Origin of the sequence: Marinobacter sp. M3C, from assembly GCF_023311895.1 — a bacterium.
In the GTDB taxonomy this organism is placed as follows: Bacteria; Pseudomonadota; Gammaproteobacteria; order Pseudomonadales; family Oleiphilaceae; genus Marinobacter.
Genome location: NZ_CP092284.1, coordinates 3846869 through 3860459 on the forward strand (window position 1 = coordinate 3846869; position 13591 = coordinate 3860459).

The 13591-nt window shown below is 54.3% G+C and carries 13 protein-coding genes; 7 read left to right on the forward strand and 6 right to left on the reverse strand.

From position 1 onward, the window contains the following. Positions 1 to 23 precede the first annotated feature (23 nt). Genes MIH18_RS18030 through MIH18_RS18040 form a run of 3 tightly spaced genes read left to right on the forward strand, consistent with a single transcriptional unit; the run spans position 24 to position 2298 of the window. The gene (locus tag MIH18_RS18030; protein WP_249013156.1) at positions 24 to 536 is read left to right on the forward strand and encodes a heme-binding protein; all 513 of its coding nucleotides are present in this window, start codon (positions 24 to 26) and stop codon (positions 534 to 536) included. Positions 537 to 570: 34 nt separating this feature from the next. Next, positions 571 to 1329, forward strand: coding sequence for a thiol:disulfide interchange protein DsbG (gene dsbG / locus MIH18_RS18035; protein ID WP_249005949.1), 759 nt, complete (start codon positions 571 to 573; stop codon positions 1327 to 1329). 30 nt (positions 1330 to 1359) lie between these two features. After that, positions 1360 to 2298 carry an MBL fold metallo-hydrolase gene (locus MIH18_RS18040; RefSeq protein ID WP_249005948.1) on the forward strand — a complete coding sequence of 313 codons (939 nt, stop codon included), beginning with the start codon at positions 1360 to 1362 and terminating at the stop codon, positions 2296 to 2298. Positions 2299 to 2393: 95 nt separating this feature from the next. Here MIH18_RS18040 and MIH18_RS18045 read toward each other — a convergent pair whose 3' ends face one another. Both MIH18_RS18045 and MIH18_RS18050 read right to left on the reverse strand, forming a co-directional pair. Continuing rightward, positions 2394 to 3803, reverse strand: coding sequence for a sodium-dependent transporter (locus tag MIH18_RS18045; protein ID WP_249013157.1), 1410 nt, complete (start codon positions 3801 to 3803; stop codon positions 2394 to 2396). A gap of 84 nt (positions 3804 to 3887) precedes the next feature. Next, on the reverse strand, positions 3888 to 4988 hold the full coding sequence (locus MIH18_RS18050; protein ID WP_249013158.1) for a Glu/Leu/Phe/Val dehydrogenase dimerization domain-containing protein: 1101 nt from the start codon (positions 4986 to 4988) through the stop codon (positions 3888 to 3890). A gap of 419 nt (positions 4989 to 5407) precedes the next feature. Between MIH18_RS18050 and MIH18_RS18055 the strand changes: the two genes are divergently transcribed. The 3 genes from MIH18_RS18055 (at position 5408) to MIH18_RS18065 (ending at position 7157) form a co-directional block, all read left to right on the forward strand. Then, positions 5408 to 6304, forward strand: a complete 897-nt coding sequence (locus MIH18_RS18055; RefSeq protein ID WP_249013159.1) for a DMT family transporter — start codon at positions 5408 to 5410, stop codon at positions 6302 to 6304. A 76-nt stretch (positions 6305 to 6380) separates the two neighbouring features. Then, on the forward strand, positions 6381 to 6887 hold the full coding sequence (locus tag MIH18_RS18060; RefSeq protein WP_249013160.1) for an NlpC/P60 family protein: 507 nt from the start codon (positions 6381 to 6383) through the stop codon (positions 6885 to 6887). A gap of 54 nt (positions 6888 to 6941) precedes the next feature. After that, positions 6942 to 7157, forward strand: a complete 216-nt coding sequence (locus MIH18_RS18065; RefSeq protein ID WP_249005943.1) for a VF530 family protein — start codon at positions 6942 to 6944, stop codon at positions 7155 to 7157. A 219-nt stretch (positions 7158 to 7376) separates the two neighbouring features. Here the strand turns inward: MIH18_RS18065 and MIH18_RS18070 are convergent, their stop codons facing one another. Genes MIH18_RS18070 through MIH18_RS18080 form a run of 3 tightly spaced genes read right to left on the reverse strand, consistent with a single transcriptional unit; the run spans position 7377 to position 10144 of the window. Then, positions 7377 to 7670, reverse strand: coding sequence for a hypothetical protein (locus MIH18_RS18070; RefSeq protein WP_249013161.1), 294 nt, complete (start codon positions 7668 to 7670; stop codon positions 7377 to 7379). Positions 7671 to 7685: 15 nt separating this feature from the next. Then, positions 7686 to 8777 (reverse strand): DMT family transporter, encoded by a 1092-nt coding sequence (locus MIH18_RS18075; protein WP_249013162.1) that lies wholly within the window; start codon positions 8775 to 8777, stop codon positions 7686 to 7688. Then, a complete protein-coding gene (locus MIH18_RS18080) occupies positions 8774 to 10144 on the reverse strand; it encodes an NAD(P)/FAD-dependent oxidoreductase (protein ID WP_249013163.1) in 1371 nt (456 codons plus the stop codon). Before MIH18_RS18080 ends, MIH18_RS18075 begins: the two co-directional genes overlap by 4 nt. Positions 10145 to 10638: 494 nt before the next feature. Between MIH18_RS18080 and MIH18_RS18085 the strand changes: the two genes are divergently transcribed. Continuing rightward, positions 10639 to 12519: a methyl-accepting chemotaxis protein gene (locus tag MIH18_RS18085; RefSeq protein ID WP_249005939.1), complete on the forward strand. Its 1881-nt coding sequence runs from the start codon at positions 10639 to 10641 to the stop codon at positions 12517 to 12519. A gap of 116 nt (positions 12520 to 12635) precedes the next feature. On the opposite strand, the gene MIH18_RS18090 is transcribed toward MIH18_RS18085, so the two are convergent. Continuing rightward, positions 12636 to 13412, reverse strand: a complete 777-nt coding sequence (locus MIH18_RS18090) for an SDR family NAD(P)-dependent oxidoreductase (protein WP_249005938.1) — start codon at positions 13410 to 13412, stop codon at positions 12636 to 12638. Positions 13413 to 13591 lie beyond the last annotated feature (179 nt).

The window sequence follows — 13591 nt, forward strand, 5'->3', positions numbered from 1 at the left end:
TGGCTCTGACGAAGGAAGAAAAAATGCGTTCAAAACTATCAATACTGATACTTACGACAGCCCTTACAGCAACGGGAATGGTCGATGCAGCTGAGACAGACCAGCCGGTGATGGTCGAAATCAAGCGGTTGTCGATGGACACCGCGTTGACCATAGCCAAAACCGCGATTGAAAAATGCCGTGAGCAGGGCGTTCAGGTAGCCGTGACGGTGGTGGATAGGGGCGGCCACCCTCAGGTCGTTCTGCGCGATGTCCTGGCAATGGATCTGGCTTTGGACGTCAGTTATCGCAAAGCCTATACGGCAATGACGTTCACCAGTAACACGTCTGCGCTCACGGATCGGTTTATCGGGCCATTCTCCGTCGGCAAGCTTGAAAAAGTACTGTTATCCGCCGGCGGCGTTCCGATAAGGGCCAGCGGCGAAACGATTGGTGGTGTGGGGGTAAGCGGTGCGCCTTCCGGAGAAACGGATGAAAATTGTGCACAGGCCGGTGTTGATGCCGTTGAAATGGATCTTGAAATGGCGTCGTTCTAATAAGTGAAAAGTATATAAATAGGAGTAATTAAAATTGTTAAAAATATTGTGCGCGGTAGTTTCTTTGTTCTGGTTTTTACCGGTTATCGCTGCTGGACAGTATCCGGATGCCGTTCAGATTCTGGTTGATGAGGGTCTGAATATCGAGGCCCGTTTTGAAGCACCAGGCGGGTTAGAGGGTTACGTCGGGCGCAGGAATGGTCACCCCGTGACGTTATACCTTATGCCGGATGGCGAGCATGTGGTTATCGGGACGATGGTTGATGGTTTTGGCCAGGATCTGAGCGCCGACCAACTACGAAACTGGCTGCCGAAAACCGACCTTACGGATGCCTGGGCCCAGCTGGAAAGTGCAACATGGGTGCCGGAGGGGCCGGAAGATGCACAACGGATTGTCTACGTTTTCACCGACCCGAATTGCGACTACTGCAATGTTTTCAGAAAAAAAGCCCAGCCTTTTCTGGAGCGGGGGATACAGCTGAGGCACATCATGGTTGGCGTGATCCAGCCGACCAGTTTGGCCAAAGCTGCAAGTGTTATCGCTGCAGAGGATCCGGTAGCTCAGCTTGATTTCCATGAGGCTCAGTTCCCAAAGGACTGGCTTGAGACACCGGAAAATGTTCCCGAGCAGCTTAGAGTCAAAATTGGCAATAACAACCGCCTTATGCGGGCTCTTGCGGTATCGGCCACACCCTCGGTTATATACCGTGACGAACGTGGGGCAGTCCAGAAGATCGTCGGTCTTCCGGACGATTCGGCGTTATCGGAGGCGGTATTCCGACTACCGGAATAATTGGAGCGGTGTATCAGTGAGGTGCGAACAATGTCAGTACGCAATCTGCTTTCAGGGTTGATGCTCCTGGTTCCAGTTTTGGTGAGCGCCAGCGAGCCTGGTTTTCCGGATCAGCTTGAGCTAACCAAAGTATCGGATCGTGTGTATTCCGCGATTGGCGAGACCGGCCCGGGTACCTACGAGAATCATGGCCACAATAATAATCTGAGCTTTATCATTGCCGAAGAGGGCGTGGTGGTGATGAATGGGGGCGACAACTACCTTCTAGCCAAGGCACTTCATAGCTCAATCCACAGCGTAACCGACAAGGAGGTCGCGTATGTGGTTAATGAAAACGCTCAGGGTCACGCCATGTTGGGCAACAGCTACTGGCGAGATCAGGGCGTACCAATTATTGCTCATGAGTCAGCGCTGGAGGAGTTCCGGGAACATGGTGAGATCACGCTGGCCTCCATGCAAAAGCGAAATAAGGAAAAGGCAGAAGGAACCTATGTTGCCGTTCCAGATATCGGTTTTTCGGATCAATACGACCTGGATATGGGTGATGTGAAGATCGAGCTGCACTATTTTGGTCCGGGTCACTCACCCGGTGATATTGTGCTCTGGATACCACAGGACAAATTGTTGATCACCGGCGACCTGGGTTTTCATCAGCGTTTGCTGGCTGTTTTTGACGACACAGACACCGGTGCCTGGATTGAGTCCTTCGATAGAATGAGCGAGTTGAACCCCACGGTTGTCATACCGGGACACGGCGAACCGACCACGTTGAATGTTGTCAACCGCGAAACCCGTGGTTACCTGGTGTTTCTCAGAAATGCCATTATCGCGATTCTTGAAAGTGGTGGCGGTCTGGACGAGGCGTACAAAATTGACCAGTCGCAATGGGCCTACCTGGACACATTTGAGGAGCTGGCTGGTAAAAACGCAGGACGTGTCTACCAGCATTTGGAGTTTGATTATTTCTGAAGGTCTGAAGTCTATTTTTGAATTTCGTTAAAAAAGAAGGGAGGCCGGAGGGCCGCCCTTCTTTCGTTATAGACCGTCTACTTATCCGGCAAAGCTCACGATCCGAACAGGTTGTAGATAAATACCGCGCCCACAGCCACTGGCGTAATGTAACGCACGGTGATGTACCAAAGGCGGAACATAGGTTTTGACAGCGCCAGCTCTTTCTCTATTGCCTCCCGTGACATCACCCAGCCGGCGAACACGGCAACAAGCAGTCCGCCCAGGGGCAGCAAAATGTTGGCGGTGAAGAAGTCCAGCAGATCAAAGACGGTCTTGCCCTCCAACATGCCGATCCAGCCCAGTGGCGCAAAATCTGACCACAGGTTCAAGGAAAGGATCGACGCAATGCCCAGCAACCAACACACGGAGCCTGCTATCAGCGTGCTGCGGGTGCGATTCATGCTTTTTTGTTCTTCCAGCCATTCAACGATGGGCTCCAGCAGGGAAATGCCCGACGTCCAAGCGGCGAATACCAGCAATACAAAGAACAGGGTTCCGAACAAGCTGCCCATAGGCATCTGGCCGAATGCCAGCGGCAGGGTCTGAAAGATCAGGCCAGGGCCGGCACCGGGCTCAAGGCCATTCGCAAACACAATCGGGAAGATGGCCAGGCCGGCAAGCAGCGCTACTGCGGTGTCTATAACGCAGACGGCAATGGAGGTTTTAGCGATGGATATGCCTTTTGGCAGGTAGGAACCGTAAGCCATCATTACCGCCATGCCCAGGCTCAGGGTGAAGAAGGCGTGGCCCAGTGCCACCAGAACGCCCGAGGTAGTAAGTTTGGTGAAGTCCGGCTGGAACAGGAATGTCACGGCCCGGCCGAATTCACCGGTGGTCATGGCGTAGCCGACCACCGTGAGCAGCAGCAGGAATAAAGCCGGCATCAAAATGGTGACCGCGCGCTCAAGTCCCGCGCGAACCCCTTTTGCCACCACAAGCATAACCAGAGCCATAAACAGTGTGTGCCACATCAGCAGCGTTACCGGATCGGCCAGCAGGTTGGAGAAGATGGCACCAATGGCATCGGCAGATTGGCCGGTGAGTTGCCCGCTGGCGGCAGTGCCCACATAGGATACCGCCCAGCCGCCAATCACCGAGTAGAACGACAAAATCAGGAAGCCGGCGATCACCCCGACTGCGCCGACCATCCGCCAGGCCGGGTTCAACCTGTCGTGCCCGGCAATCGCTTTGAGGCTGTTAACCGGGCTGCGGCCGCCGCGGCGACCAATCAACACTTCGGCCATCATGATGGGCAGACCAATCGCGGCGATGCACAGCAGATAAACCAGTACAAAGGCGCCACCGCCATTTTCGCCGGTGATGTAGGGGAATTTCCAGATGTTACCCAGACCCACCGCAGAGCCCGTGGCCGCAAGAATAAAAGCAAAACGTGAGGACCAGAGCCCCCGTTTAGCATTCGAGCCTTCTATTGCTTCCGCAATGGACGCATGTGATTCAGACATAATTGTTTCCTGCTAGATCGTTGTTTTTGTTTGGAAGAACCGGGCTGTGACTGAATCACGGCCCGGTAAAGCAAATGCCGCTAACTACCCGGCGCCCACAAGCTGCTCGCGTGGTGCCTGAGCGACGCTTGAGTGCTTCCGGAAGCGTTCTTCAGCGAGTGTGTTGGCCACTGCACCGGTTGGCATGCCGCTGCGATCCGAGCGTTTAAAGATCTCGGTAAGCGTGTGCCCTATGCCTTCCACATGGGCGCGTACTTTCTCTGGGGACGCGCCGGTGCGTTCGTAGAACACATCGATGATGCCGCCGGCGTTAATGGCGAAGTCCGGCGCATAGAGGATGCCGCGGTCTTTTAATGCCTGATCGTGATCCGGGCGTTGCAACAGATTGTTGGCGGCGCCCGCAATGATCGTGGCTTTCAGGCGGGGAATGCTGTCGTCGTTGAGCACGGCGCCCATGGCGCAGGGGGCAACCACGTCCACTGGCAGAAACAGAATGTCTTCGGCTGATGCCGCATGGGCGCCCAGTTCATCCACCGCACGTTGCATGTTCGCGTGATGAATGTCGTATACCCAGAGTTCTGCGCCGGCTTCCTGCAGATGACGGGCCAGGCGATAACCCACGTTACCCACACCCTGAATAGCCACCTTCAATCCGGTCAGATCCTCGCGCCCAAGCTTATGTTTCACCGCTGCTTTCAAACCCACAAATGTGCCGTAGGCTGTGGTGGGGGAGGGGTCTCCGTTGCTGGGCTGGCCGTTAAAAGCGATGCGCTCGACAATGCCGGCGACGTGCTTCGTATGCCGCCCCATGATTTTCAGATCGGCCACGCTGGTGCCGGAATCTTCGGCGGCAACGTATTGGCCGCCAAGCCCCTCGAGGTGTTTACCCATGGCTTCCAGCAAAGCTTCGCTTTTTTGCTTGCGCGGGTCGCCGATGATCACCGATTTACCGCCGCCGAGGTCAAGATTGGCCAGTGCGGATTTGTAAGTCATGCCTTTCGAAAGGCGCAACACATCGCGCAGGGCTTCTTCATCGCTGGCATAGGGGAACATTCTGCAACCGCCCAGAGCGGGGCCACGGGAGGTGTTGTGCACCGCCACAATAGCTTTAAGCCCGGTTTCCGGGTCACAGACGAACGACAGGTGTTCGTGGTTATCAAATTCGGGATGGCTGAATACGGTCATGGGGGATCACCTTTCTTCCTTGGCCCAAGTGGACGCTAACTCGCGGAAATAAAGGGTGATTGTCTGAACAGGTAGACGCGATTGTGTACGGCACAATACGCTTTGGAGACGTGTTGATATAGACATTTTGAAATCCTCTCCACCTGGCCGGATCTCGGCGACAGTGGCGGTGTTGTTTTTGTTGTCCGGCTTGTGGCCGGCGCTTGATTTCATGCACCCGGATCTCCCGAAGGGGATTGCCCTTTTGGGGTCGGGTTGTCTGTAAGCTAATCTTTGAAAGCTCAGGGGTCAATCGCTAACCGAAAAATCTCCTGTAAACTCAATTTCATTGTGGAACCTCTCGCTTTACCAACTCTATGGCTTGAAAATAGGCGCGTTCCGGATTTCAGTCACCAATCCACGTTTAAAAGGCTATTTGCATGCGTTCCGCTTTCCAGGTTTATGTTGTGCCCGCCGTGTTTGTATGGCTCTGGAGTACGGGGTTTATTGGTGCCAAGTATGGCTTACCCTACGCTGAACCTTTCACGTTGTTGCTTTACCGGATGCTGTTCACGCTGGCGCTGTTGGGCGTTCTGGCCTTGGTGCTAAAGGTCACCTGGCCGTCGTGGCGCGGTGCAGGGCACACTGCGGTTACCGGTTTGCTGGTGCATGGCTGTTACCTTGGCGGTGTTTATTACGCCATTCAGGGTGGCATGCCGTCCGGGATTACTTCCCTGATTGTTGGGCTGCAGCCGCTGGTCACGGCGTTGGCGGCGGTCGTGATATTACGTGAGTCGATTACTCTGCGGCAGTGGGTGGGTTTGTCGCTGGGATTGCTGGGCGTAAGCTTGGTGCTGATGGAAAAGCTGGGTGGCGGGCCTGGAATAGAGAGCTTCCCCCTGTGGACTCTGGGGTGGGCGATGCTGTCACTGATCGGTATTTCAGTGGGTACGGTCTACCAGAAACGCCATGGTGCGAACGTTAACCTGGTGGCAGGGACCTTTATTCAGTACAGCGCCGCTTCGGTGTTTTTCGCGATCGGTGCGTTCGCGCTTGAAACCCGCGAGGTGGTCTGGGACATCCAATTACAGTTGTCCATGGCGTGGCTGGTGTTCGGGGTATCGATCGGTGCCATTCTATTGCTCATGCTGCTGATTCGTCGGGGTGCGGCGTCGCAGGTGGCCAGTCTGTTTTATTTGGTGCCGCCGGTCACCGCGCTGCAAGCCTTTTGGTTGTTCGATGAGCGCCTGGGTGTGTTGGCCATAGCCGGTGGTGTGGTTTCTATTACCGGTGTGGCGTTTGCGGTTACGGGGCGCAAACAACCGGCACACACATAAACGCAATGTTTAACCTGACACGGAGCACACGGGCTTTTACAGTAGGCTAATGCTGAACGTTTCGAGGGCAATTCCAATGACATGGCGATCGCTGCTACCGCTGTTTACTATCGCGATACTGTTTGGCCTTGGCGGCTGCGCCAGCAATCAAGATCTTGGTACATCAGGCAACAATCGCTGGCAGCCGTCAGATCGGCCCGCTACCGGTAGTGAAATGGCAGCTACCCAACAACTCTGGCATGTGTTCGAACGCTATGAAGGCACGCCTTACCGCTACGGGGGCACGTCTGCCCGTGGTTTTGACTGCTCTGGCTTCATCACCACTGCATACCACGAAGCCATAGGGCGCCGTTTACCCCGCACCACGAATCAGATGCTGGCCGCCGGGGAAAGGGTTCCCCTGAACAACCTACGCACCGGCGATCTGGTGTTTTTTAATATAAAGGGAAAGGATCAGCACGCTGGAATCTACATGGGCGATGACAGTTTTATTCACGCATCGACATCGTCCGGCGTTATGCGCTCATCCCTTAATGGCTACTATTGGCGCGGCCGGATCAGTCAGGCTAGAAGATTTTATTAGTCTTCGGTCGGGATGTCATCGGTTACCCTCAATGAATAACGGTGTATTTAAAGCATGAGTGAAGAACAACCGAATAGCCCATTGCACGGAGTGACGCTTGAGAAGATTGTTACCAGGCTGGAACAACATTACGGCTGGGAGGGGTTGGCTCAAAGAATCAACATAAATTGCTTTAAGAGCGATCCGTCGATCAAATCGTCGTTGAAGTTTTTACGCAGAACCCAGTGGGCCAGAGATAAGGTTGAAAACCTTTATATATTAACGTTTTAAGGAAGTCATACGGGGAAGGTGTGACCACAATGGGTGCTGGCGCGCCCGAAAGGGCGGCCAGCGTTTGCGTTTAAAGCTTGGTTACAAAGGTGCGTGCCTGGTACAGGGCCAGGCCACTGAGCACAATAATGACGGCAACGGCGAGCATGTCAGCCCCCGGATAACCCCAGAAATCAGACATAGTGTCTCCTTGGTGAAAATTGTAGGTGCCACCGGCTATCAGGCCAGTGCGGTGTCGCGCATCCGTTGACGACCGAAGTCGTTGAGCTTGAACTTGAACAACACGCGGCCTGCGCCAAAATAGGCCTGGTGATCGAGCTCTTCCTCAACGCTTTCGATGATGCCGCTGGAAAACAGGTCAGTCAGTGTGACGCGGGTGTTGCCGCGCCAATAGGCACCGCTAAGACCGTATTCACTCATCACCGCATCGGTGATTTGCCAGTCCCAGATGCCGACATGCTGCTGGTCATGGATCAGCTGTAGAATGCGGCCTTTCATGTGTAATTTATTCATGGGTTGCTCCAATGATCATGAGTTGGACGCACTCGCCGTGGCGGTGGACGTTTTGGTGTCGCTCGACACGGCACGGACTACCTCAAGCACTTCGTCGCTTTCCGTGAACATGACAAACCCGCCTATTACGAACAGAGCCAAACCTGCAAGGAAGTTCCAATCCGGAAATTCGAGGGTGAACGCGGCGAGGAAGATGACGGCAAAAAGCCCGTACAGCGCCGCAATCGCCTGCCCTCGCCCAACGCCGATCAGTGGGAACGACTTGTACCAAGAGACATAGCAGAAGGCGAAACTCACGCCCGCCAGCATCAGCCAGCCGATGACCGCCCAGTTAAATGTGGCGATGACCAGTTCGACAACCGGTTGATCGGTGAAGAGGTAAATCGCGGGTAAAATCAGCAGAACCCAATACAGGACTTCGGCCGTGAACCTTACCGTAATGCCCACATCCGGATCGGCCACATCCAGCCCGCGGCCTGCGATTGCGCCCTCTACGCCCCAGCCAATCGCAGCCATTGCGCCGCCCAGGTAGCCAAGCCAGCCGGCGTCGCCGGTGCCTGTGATTTCAGCAATAATGCCGGGAGCATAGACTGTCACGCCGCCTGCCAGGATGATAAAAATACCCACCGCTGCGCGTTTGGTGATCTTCTCCTGATACCAGAGCCTGGCCAGAGTGGCGCCGATGATGGGGTACATCAGCGCTGAAATGGCCGCGAAGGCCCCGCCGATGTAGCCGATCGCGAGATACGAGCCAAAGATGGCCATCGGGCCGCCAAATATGGCGCCGATGAAAAACCACTTGGATATGTAACGCATCTGCTTGATGGTACGAACGTATTCCCCGAGCTTGCCCAATACCCCGTTCCAGACAAACAGAAAGAACAATACGGCAATGGCGTTGAAGGTGGTCAGCACCGCCGCCGCCAGCAGAAACTGGGCGTTGGTATCGAAGCTCAGGTTAATATACGGCGCTTCAAACCAGACCGCGGACCCTGGCACGTACCAGGCACCCCAGAGCACGGCGGCCCACATGGCCCACATAAAACCCCAGCGTATGCTGCTGGAGGTGAAACGAGACCGAGCCTGGCTCAGGCTTGGTTGATTCATACAGTCTCCTTTTCTGGCTGGGCTTGCTTCACCTTGAGGAAGGCTTCCAGAGAATCGTCCATCGCATCCATCCAGGGCGTATGGTGCACCGGTGCCAGGGTACCCGTCAGCGTGGAGCGGTAGCTCTTGTTGCGGTATCCAAGAATGTCCGCTTCCTTGTCGTGTTCCCACTGCTTGAAAATATGGGCAACGGCGGTTACATCGAACGCCGGGTAGTCGGTAGGTTCAAGCAGATCCTGTATGTAGGCGGCCTGAAAATCGATCTCGTCGACGGGATTGGCGAGCTTCAGCTCGCGGGCGACCCATTCACGACTATCAGCGGCCATGGCGTCGCTTGCCGGCAGTGTGATGCGGCCGAGCATCACATCACGGGCATACCAGGCCTGGGCGTCGAACATGTTAAAGGTGTAGTACTGGTCCTGCATGCCAAGGAATATAAGCTTCGGGTTGGCTAAGGAAAGGATCCCCTTGTACAAACCTTCCGGGTACATCCGGTTGTGCGTGGTCAGCGTCAGTTCGTTGGGCAGGAAAGGGAAGTGATGCTGATACCCCGTACACAGAATGATCGCGTCGACTTTTTTGCTGGTGCCATCCTTGAAATGGGCCGTCTTACCGATCACTTCGGTGAGCAACGGCACTTCGGTGAAAGACTCCGGCCACTCGAAGCCCATGGGCTGTGAGCGATAGCTGAAGGTGACCGATTTGGCGCCGTACTTGTGGCACTGCGTGCCTATGTCTTCTGCGGAATAGCTGCTGCCGATCAGCAAAAGATCTTTACCTTTGAACTCGCAAGCGTCGCGGAAATCGTGGGCGTGCAGCACACGGCCGGGAAATTGCTCCAGACCTTCAAAATAGGGCACATTGGGGGTCGAAAAGTGCCCGGTGGCAACAATGACATGGTCGAACTCGTCGGTGCTCAATTCGTCTTGCTTTAAGTCTCGCACCGTAACCGCGAACTTGCCGGTGGCTTCGTTGTGGTCAACCCAATGCACCGCAGTGTTAAAGCGGATGTACTGTCGTACATTGCTCTTGGCCACACGGCCCATAATATAGTCGCGCAGCACGGCGCGGGGCGGGTAAGACGGGATAGGGCGACCGAAATGTTCTTCGAAGCTGTAATCCGCGAACTCCAGACATTCCTTGGGACCGTTTGACCATAAATAGCGGTACATGCTGCTGTGCACGGGCTCGCCATAGGCGTCCAGGCCGGTGCGCCAGGTGTAGTTCCAAAGACCGCCCCAGTCGCTCTGTTTTTCGTAGCATACGATTTCGGGGATATCTGCACCGGCGTCGCGGGCGGCTTCAAAAGCACGTAATTGGGCCAAGCCGCTTGGGCCTGCACCTAGAATGGCAATTTTAAAACTCATAATAATTCCTGTTTAGAACGTTGTATCGAGCACAGGCAAGAGCGGCCAGGGCGACAACTGGAAGCGAAAAAGGGCTCAGCTTTGACCGGTAACGATCGATCCGCGAGGTTTCGCAATGAGACACACCAAATTCGGATTAACCGATGGCGGAATAGGATGTAGACAGCAACTGTCGGAGGCGACAGAGGGTCAGGAGTGGGCAGACCACTGATCTGAGTGCGAGATGTCGAGAAAACGCCGGAGGGAAGCGCTCGGATGACTAAGGCATAAGAAAAATGCTTGGTAACTCGCACGTCAGGGGGGGCACCTTAGCACATTTAGAGCCTCGGCGTTTTTGTTGGGTGGCCGTTTAAGCCTGAGAAGCTAAAGTTATCTTTCACGATGCCGATACGTTGCTGACAGAACAGGCATTTCCGTATTGACCCGAGCTGGATCTCTAGGTTAAATGTCCTGCCTGTATACGCCACAACCATAACAACATTGGAGATTCCACTGTGAAGTTCAACTTGTCCTGGCGCCAGAAGTTTCGGATGCTCATCGTCGTAACACTGACTGGCTTGACCATTATCGCCGGGGCCATTTTCTGGGGATTAGAGGCTGTTTCATCCTCTTATGAGTCTGTCTATCAGATATCACGCTATGAAACCAGCGCGAGTAATCTTGTTACTAAATTGAACGCGGTTGAAAAACAACTCAACACGCTCTCCGGGGACGACCAGAGCGAGCCGCTGGCGAAGCTGAATGAGCTGACATCAGACGCCAAAGCACTGCAACGCCAGGCAAGTCAGCTGAACGACCCAGGCACTATCCGCTTTGCGGAATCCATCTATACGGAAGCCGAGCGTTATGTAACGCTGCGTCGGGAATGGCTGCGGCAGATGAGCGTACTCGGCTTGTCTGACGCCACCGGGATTCGCCAGGAACTCGCTGTTGTTATGACAGAACTGCAGTCACTGTCATTCAGCCTGATTGATGAGGCTGTTAGTGAAGTCGAGAGCACATCGAGTAAGTACATTAATACTCGTGATCCCGCACTGTCGGAAGTTTCAAACCGAGCCATTGAGGTGCTGGAAAATATTATTGAAAAGCACGATTGGAAAAGCATCGTGATTGGGGAAGTTACGAGTCTGTACCGTACTGTATTTGATCGGACTGATGTGCTTCTGCAGCAAATTGCCATCACTTCAAACAGCGCGGAAAAAGCTGGCGACAACCTTCAACAGCAAGTTATAACGCAAAATGAGGCTCTGCAATCCGGTCTTATTGCGCGCACCCTGCTAAGCGCTGAAAACGCCAAAGTGTCGGCCAAAATGGTCAGCATTGGTTCTATTTTACTGTTTGCGCCTTTTTTGGTCCTGGTGCTATTTCTTACCTCGCGGGCTCTGGTTAGCCAGCTCAACCGGGTGGTTGAATTGTTGTCACGGGTGTCAGAGGGCGACTTAACCAAGAAACTGTCACTCGGCAATAACCCAAACGACGAATTCAACACTCTGGGCAAAGCAACGAATCAGATGATCGACAACATCGGCGTGCTGATGAAAGAGTCCATCGCAGGCACGCGGGATCTGATCGAGGTTCATCACGAGCTTGAAAAAACCATGGTTCGACTGACGCAAAACAACGAAATAGTTGAATCACAAACTATTTTGGCGGCCACGGCCAGTCAGCAAATATCCGTCACCCTGAACGACGTGGCCGAACGCACCTCTCAGGTCGGTGTTGCTACCCAAGCCGCCAACGAGTCTGCGCAATCCGGGGCCCGGGTGGTTGAAGACAGCGTGACCTCAGTGCGCCTGTTGTCAGGCGTGATTCAAGATACCCATGGCCATGTCAAACTGCTTACCCAGGCCAGCGCCAAAGTCACGGGCATTATTGGCGTTATCAACAGTCTGGCTGACCAAACCAATCTGCTGGCGTTAAACGCTGCGATTGAAGCGGCGCGGGCGGGTGATGCTGGGCGTGGTTTTTCAGTGGTGGCTGACGAGGTTCGTACCCTGGCGCAAAAAACCGTTGCTGCCACCACCAACATTGTCGGCATTATTGACGAGCTCAACATGCAAACCACTAGTATGGACACGCTGGCTAATAACGGGCTAAAAATCGCGAAAGAAGGCGAGCACCATGCGTCGCAGATTGCAGATGCTATGGGAGGAGTGGCTCAGTCGATTGTTACCTTGAACTCGGAAATGGATCAGGTTGTTGTCGCCGTTGAGGAAATTTCCGTTACTACAGACGACATTGCGCAAAAAATGGAAGAAATTCGCGGTCAAAGTGTCGAAACACACGCCATTGGTGCTGAACTTGGCAGGCAAAATCAACGTTTGGCCGAGCATGCCAACGTGATTGCCGAAAGTACGCGGCGCTTCAATGTCTAGCCAGTTGGGGTCCGGTGCAGAGGGGCCCAACTGGTTTCGTTTTTGATGTTTTGTGATTGGGTGAAAAGCCAGTTTTGCGAGTGTTCAGATAGAGTGATTCTGGAAGCGTTTTTCCGTTACAGCGAAAATCCGCCATCCACCGCAATGGCCTGACCGGTAACGTGGGCGGCGCTGGCTAAATACACCGCAAGTTGTCCCATGTCTTCTGGCGTTTGGGCTTCGCCCTGTGGGAGCAGTGTTTTTTGGTGACGCTCCCACGACTCTTCTTCCGATTCGCCGTCTTGGGCCCAGGCCGCTGACAAGCCATCTGGCCCGCGCCACATGCCAGTTCCGACAATGCCAGGGCATAATGCGTTAACAGTCACGCCTTCAGCTGCGACTTCCTTGGCAACAGCGTTGGTAAAACCAATGACTGCGAATTTCGAGGCGGAATAATGGGACAGATTCGGAAAGCCGACCTTACCCGCGATAGACGCGATATTAATGATGCGCCCGAATTTGCGCGGCCGCATAACCGCCAGTTCGGCCTGGGTACACAGAAATACGCCGCGGGCGTTAACATCCATCACACGGTCCCAAGCGTCCGCAGACAGTTCAGCGACAGGGTGTATGCTCAGAATGCCGGCGTTGTTTACTGCAATGTCGATAGGCCCCATCTGCTCCTCGGCCTGTTGCACCATTTTATTAATTGAATCCGGGTCCGTAACGTCCACTTCCAACGCTAAGCTTCTGCGCCCCAATTGCTGGACTTTTTCTGCGGTTTGCCTGGCAATGTTAATGTCCAGATCTGCCGCCACAACATTGGCCCCAGCCTCCGCCAGTGACATGGCGATACCCTGTCCAATACCTCGTCCGGCACCCGTAATTAACGCTGTTTTTCCTTCCAGAATCATACCTTTTCCTCTATTTAGCCTGGGGGCGTTTGTTTTTGCCCGTTGATGAACATGCGCGGCTATATATATGACGCGAAAAATCAACGCACAAAGCGGCAGCACTATTCCAACCTAGCTGGCAAAGTAGCTGCGCGCCACCGCGTGGGGATAAATTGAGCGTGATTTGGCACAGATCTGTT